6 protein-coding genes are annotated in these 6000 nt (G+C 60.7%); 5 read left to right on the top strand and 1 reads right to left on the bottom strand.

Going from position 1 to position 6000, the window contains the following annotated elements; genetic code table 11:
* Nucleotides 1-202: 202 nt before the first annotated feature.
* From chrA to AACZ65_RS16760, 5 genes are all read left to right on the top strand, one after another.
* Entirely contained in the window at nt 203-1453 is a 1251-nt protein-coding gene (chrA, locus tag AACZ65_RS16780) for a chromate efflux transporter (protein WP_339672785.1), read from the top strand.
* A 74-nt stretch (nt 1454-1527) separates the two neighbouring features.
* Nucleotides 1528-1983 carry a ClpXP protease specificity-enhancing factor SspB gene (locus tag AACZ65_RS16775; protein WP_339672783.1) on the top strand — a complete coding sequence of 152 codons (456 nt, stop codon included), beginning with the start codon at nt 1528-1530 and terminating at the stop codon, nt 1981-1983.
* A gap of 107 nt (nt 1984-2090) precedes the next feature.
* Complete coding sequence (gene fumC / locus AACZ65_RS16770; protein ID WP_339672781.1) at nt 2091-3482, top strand: class II fumarate hydratase; 1392 nt, start codon at nt 2091-2093, stop codon at nt 3480-3482.
* Entirely contained in the window at nt 3479-3661 is a 183-nt protein-coding gene (locus AACZ65_RS16765; protein WP_339672779.1) for a DUF4169 family protein, read from the top strand. Before fumC ends, AACZ65_RS16765 begins: the two co-directional genes overlap by 4 nt.
* A gap of 82 nt (nt 3662-3743) precedes the next feature.
* The gene (locus AACZ65_RS16760; RefSeq protein ID WP_037274941.1) at nt 3744-3980 is read left to right on the top strand and encodes a ribbon-helix-helix domain-containing protein; all 237 of its coding nucleotides are present in this window, start codon (nt 3744-3746) and stop codon (nt 3978-3980) included.
* 44 nt (nt 3981-4024) lie between these two features.
* Here the strand turns inward: AACZ65_RS16760 and AACZ65_RS16755 are convergent, their stop codons facing one another.
* The gene (locus tag AACZ65_RS16755; RefSeq protein WP_339672776.1) at nt 4025-5860 is read right to left on the bottom strand and encodes a BCCT family transporter; all 1836 of its coding nucleotides are present in this window, start codon (nt 5858-5860) and stop codon (nt 4025-4027) included.
* Nucleotides 5861-6000: the final 140 nt, after the last annotated feature.

The following is a 6000-nucleotide window of genomic DNA, read 5'->3' as shown; positions in this document are numbered from 1 at the left end:
CAACCGTGCTCCGGTGGCCGTTGCTGCGTAAGCAGTAACCAAACCGAAACTTAAGTCCTTGCGCTTAGCCGCGTAAGGCGGGGTTCGCAGGCACCTGGCAACAGAAGCCTGCACTTTCACCTTAGCTTTGATCTGTAATGCATTGAATAGACGTTATAAAACTATGCCTTGCGCGCATCGTGGCGGCGGGCGACAAAGAGGCATGAGCGCGCCACCCCTTGCCCTGATCTTTCGCAGCTTTGCCCGTATCGGTCTCCTCAGCTTTGGTGGACCTGCGGCGCAAATTTCGATGATGCATGAGGAACTGGTCGAACGGCGCGGCTGGCTGAGCGAGCAGCAATTCCTGGGTGCGCTGTCGTTTTGCATGCTCTTGCCGGGGCCAGAGGCGATGCAGCTTTGCACCTATGCCGGTTGGCGGCTGCGCGGGGTGCTGGGCGGGCTGATCGCGGGGCTGCTTTTCGTGCTGCCGGGCGCGGCGGTGATCCTGGCACTTGGCCTTGGCTACGCGACCTACGGCGATTTGCCCATGGTTCAGGCGGTCTTTCTGGGCGTCAAGGCGGCGGTGGTGGTGATCGTGTTGCAGGCGCTTTTGAAACTTGCGCAGCGCGCGCTCAAGGGGCGGGCATCCTGGGTCTTGGCGGGCTTGGGTTTTGTCGCGATGTTCTTTCTCTCGGTGCCCTTTCCGCTCATCATCGCGGCGGCGGGAGTTTGGGGAGCGTGGAGCACACGGGGGGCGATTGCGGTGCCCGAGACTGCCGATGATGTGGTGTCATTCCGCCAGGCGGCCAGAACGGCGCTGATATGGGGCGCGCTCTGGGCGGCTCCGGTGCTGTTGGCCTGGGGCATGGGGGCCGAGTTCCTGACGGATCTGGCGCTTTTCTTCAGCAAGCTGGCGGTCGTGACCTTTGGCGGCGCCTATGCCGTGCTGGCCTATATGACCGAAACGGTGGTGGCGACAAAGGGGTGGCTGACCACGGCGGAGATGATCGACGCGCTCGGGCTGGCCGAGACCACACCGGGGCCGCTGATCCTTGTGACCAAGTTTGTGGGCCTCCTGGCGGGGTATGCGCAGGGCGGGGTAGGGACCGCTGTGCTGGCGGCTTGCCTCACGCTCTGGGTCACGTTCATTCCTTGCTTTTTGTGGATTTTCACTGGCGCGCCGTATATCGAGCATATCCTTGCGCGGCCCCGTCTTAAAGGCGCTTTGGCGGGGATTTCGGCGGCGGTGGTGGGGGTGATCCTCAACCTCTCGGTGTGGTTCGCGCTGCATGTCCTGTTCGGACAGGTGACGATGAGCGCGCTTGGACCCCGCCCCGAGATCAGCAGCTTTTCGCCGCGCGATGCGATCTATGTCGCGGTCGCAGGCGTGCTGCTGCTGGGGCTTCGCCTGCCGATGGTGCCAGTTCTGGCGCTCATGGCGGTGCTGGCGGGTCTGGTTCATGTTTTGATTTGAGCGGCGCATTGCAGGTCTTTTGTTTTGCTTCGAATCCCCTATGCTGGCGTGCAGCAATTCCCCAAGGGTCAATCATGTCTCGTTCAATCGACTACGGCAATCTCATGCATCGTGCCATGCGCGGCCTCATCCAGGAGGTGCTGAGCAAGGTGCAGGCCGAGGGTTTGCCGGGGGCGCATCACTTCTTCATCACTTTCGACACCAAACATCCCGAGGCCAAGCTCGCCGATTGGTTGAAACAGCGCTATCCGTCGGAAATGACGGTGGTGATGCAGCACTGGTATGATGACCTCAAGGTCACGAATGACGGTTTTGCCGTGACGCTGAATTTCGGCGATGCGCCAGAGCGGCTTTATGTGCCCTATGATGCGATCCAGACTTTTGTCGATCCGTCGGTGGAATTCGGCCTGCGGTTCGAGACGCAGGAAGTGGATGAAGATATCGACGAGCTGGACGACACCGATCCGCCCGACGATGATCCCAGCCCCGGCAAGGCCGAGGTGGTGCGGCTCGACAGTTTCCGCAAGTAACACGCGCTTTGTCGCAGTCTGCGGGCTTTGTATTCCGTCGTATACAGCATTGATCTTTTGGCAAACTGCGGTATGAACGGGGCAAACCCGTCACGAAAGGCTTTGCCATGACCGCCACCCGCACCGAAACCGATAGTTTTGGCCCCCTTGAGGTGCCCAACGACAAATACTGGGGCGCGCAAACGCAGCGCTCGATCATGAATTTCCCGATCGGCTGGGAGAAACAGCCGGTGGCCATCGTTCGCGCGCTTGGGGTCATCAAGCAAGCCTGCGCGCAGGCCAACAAGGCCAGTGGCAAACTCGAGGCGCGTCTGGCCGATGCTGTCATTCAGGCCGCACAAGAGGTGGTCGCGGGCAAGTTCGACGACAATTTCCCGCTGGTCGTCTGGCAGACAGGGTCGGGCACGCAATCCAACATGAACGCCAATGAGGTCATCGCCAACCGGGCGATTGAAATCCTGGGCGGCGTTATCGGCTCCAAGGACCCGGTGCATCCCAATGACCATGTGAACATGGGGCAATCCTCGAACGACACCTTCCCCACGGCCATGCATATCGCGGCTGCCATGACGGCGCGCGACGTGCTTTTGCCGGGGTTGGAGAAGCTCTTGGCGGGGCTCGAGGCCAAGTCGGAAGAGTTCAAGGACATCATCAAGATCGGCCGCACCCATACGCAGGATGCGACGCCGCTGACCTTGGGGCAGGAATTTTCGGGCTATGCGCATCAGATCCGGCAGGGGATCGCGCGGATCAATCTGTGTCTGCCCGGCATTTACGAGCTGGCGCAGGGCGGCACCGCCGTGGGCACCGGTCTGAATACTGCGAAGGGCTGGGATACAACCGTTGCCGCGCAGATGGCCGAGATCACCGGCCTGCCGTTCGTCACCGCACCAAACAAGTTCGAGGCGCTGGCCGCCCATGATGCCATGGTGTTCATGTCCGGTGCGCTCGCAACCGTGGCGGGCTCTTGCTACAAGATCGCCAATGACATCCGCTTTCTTGGCTCTGGTCCGCGTTCGGGCCTGGGTGAATTGATCCTGCCCGAGAACGAGCCGGGATCGTCGATCATGCCCGGTAAGGTCAACCCGACGCAGGCGGAGGCCCTGACGCAGGTGGCGGCGCATGTCATGGGCAATGATGCCGCGATCAAGTTTGCAGGCAGCCAAGGGCATTTCGAATTGAATGTCTATAATCCTATGATGGCCTATAACCTCTTGCAATCCATGCAGCTTTTGGGTGACGCCGCTGATAGCTTCACCGAGCGCATGCTGAATGGCATCGAGGCCAACGGGCCGCGCATCGACAAGCTGATGAAAGAAAGCCTGATGCTGGTCACGGCGCTTGCCCCCACCATCGGCTATGACAATGCCACCAAGGTTGCCAAGACCGCGCATAAGAATGGTACGACCCTGCGCGAAGAGGCGATTGCGCTTGGCTTTGTCGATGGCGAGACCTTTGATCGCGTGGTGCGCCCCGAAGACATGATCGGCCCGAAATGACCGAGGGCCCGGTCAACCTGAACCGGGTGCGCAAGCAAAAGGCGCGGGCCGAGGAGAAGGCCCGCGCAAACGAGAATGCCGCGCGCTTTGGCCGGACCAAGGCGCAAAAGGCACTGGAGCAGGCGCAGGCCGACAAGGCCCGCGCCGTGCTCGATCAGCATCGGCGGGATGAGGACTGAGCTTGGTTTCATCTGGCCCAAAATACCTCGGGGGAGTCCTGGATATCATCCAGGACGGGGGCAGCGCCCCCATGTCTGACCAATGACGGGCGCGCGCCCCGTCAAGCGCTCGCTCACTCTGCGCGGCCATCGCACCAGTGTATCTCTTGAGGATGCCTTTTGGCAGGCGTTTCGTGAGATTGCCGAGGAAAAATCCATGGCAATTAATGTCTTGGCGGCGGAAATTGATGCAGGGCGCGGGGTAGAGACGGGATTGGCCACGGCGATCCGGCTATATGTGCTCGCCCATTACCGCGACCGGATGCTGCAAAAGGAATGACGCCGCGCGAGGGCGCGGCGTCATTTGTTTTTCGTCCCTAGTGGTCACTCCGCCGGTTGTTCGGCGATGATCCCGTGCTTTTCGCGCAGATGGTCGCGGTAGAGCGCCTTGGTCAGCGAGATGACCATCAGCACCATCACCATGGCAAAGGGCAGAGCGCCGATGATCATGGCGTTTTTCAGCGCCTCGAACGGATCGGCCGCAGCGCCGGAGTTGCCTGCAATGATCAGGGCACCGATGACCAAAGTCAGGATAACACCCCAGATGATCCGGTGTTTGATCCCGGTTTCAGCCTGACCGCCCGACATGATCGTATTCATCACAAGGATACCCGAGTCTGCCGAGGTCACGAGGAAGGTGAGGATCAGCACCACGCACATGATGGTCACAGCGGTGAGCAGGCCGCCGTCGATCATGAAGCCCAACGTGACGAAGAGCTTGTTGGTGTTGGAGGCCCCGATGATAGCGCCCTGTGCCACGCCGCTGAGTTCAAGGTCAATCGCCGTGGCCCCAAGGATTGTCATCCAGGCAAAGCACACAAGCGCCGGGGCGATCACGCAGCCAAGGATGAATTCGCGCACTGTGCGCCCCTTCGAGATGCGCGCGAGGAACAGACCGACGAAAGGCGAAAACGCGATCCACCACGCCCAGTAGAAGGTGGTCCAGCCCGCTTGCCAGCCAAACAGGCGGCCTTGGGCACCCGCCTCGTATGCGGCGACTTTGGCCGCATCGGGCAAGTCTGCAGCGGCACCGCTCAGACCGCCGACAAAGCCGTCAAAGCTGCCCCATGCGTTCGTTGCGCCACCGTATAGGTCAGCGGCCAGCGGGGCTGCTTCGGCCGGCAGGGCCGCGGCAAAGGCCTCGGACGAGAGCGGCCCGTAGGCGTTGAACGACAGCGATGCGAAATGCAGGAGGTAATCCGCAAGGGCGGTTGCGTATTTGGTCATGGCAAAGGCGAAAGAGCCAAACACGATGAAGACCAGCAACAGGACCACCGACAGCACGAGGTTGAGGTTGGAAAGATACTTGATGCCGCGTCCCACGCCCGAGACTGCCGACAGGATCGACAGGCCCATGATCGCCAGCAGGGCCGCAATGAGACCTGTGGTGCTGGGCTTGGGCGCGTCGCCTGTGGTGTTCATCAACCACTCCATACCACTGACCGCATAGACGCCATCCACGAACTGCGACACGCCGAAACCGATGGTCACAGAAACACCCAGAATGGTGGCCACGACGCCCAGAACATCCACGACATCGCCCAAAATCCCATTGGCTGCGCGCCCCAGAAGCGGGGTCAGAGCCGACCGGATGGTGAGCGGCATGTCACGGGTATAGGCGTAATAGGCAAGGCTGAGCCCGGTCACGACATAGATCGCCCAGGCGTGAAAGCCATAATGCGCAAAGGTGTAGCGATAGGCAGGGGTGACGCCCTCGACGGTGTTGCCGATGACTGCCCCGGTCACGGTCTCGGGGTTCGAGCCCCAGAGGCCCAGCGGTTCCGCCGTTGCAAACACCATGAGACCAACGCCAAGGCCCGCGCCGAACATCATCGAGAACCAGGAGAAATTGGAAAACTCCGGCTGTTCGCCTGCGCGCCCCATGAGGCGTTTGCCCGTCGAGGGCAAGAGCGCCACGATAAAAAGGAAAAAGGCGAACATGCCGGTGGCGAGAATGTAGAAGGTGTTGAACCCCTCCAGCAGCGACCAATTGAGGCTCGAGAGGGTGGCATTGGCATTCAAAGGCCAGACCAGCGCCCAGATCACCAAAAGCGCCATCGAAGTTTTGGAGATCAGCGCTATGGGCAAACTATAGCCCTCATAGAACCCCTGTGGGGCGGTTTTGATCTCGAGATCGGTAAAGGGGGGTTTTATACTCATCTGTGACGTCCCTGATCCATTTCGATTGAACGGGGTGCTCTTGTGGCTCTGCAATCGGCCTTTTGCCCCATCGCGACAGTTTCCCATGATGGGGCCTGTGTATCGAGCGGGTATTCCGGCGCTCCGTGCGCAAATTGCGA

Origin of the sequence: uncultured Roseovarius sp., assembly GCF_963972555.1 — a bacterium.
Taxonomy (GTDB): domain Bacteria; phylum Pseudomonadota; class Alphaproteobacteria; order Rhodobacterales; family Rhodobacteraceae; genus Roseovarius; species Roseovarius mucosus.
This window is presented reverse-complemented; position numbering and strand designations above follow the sequence as displayed.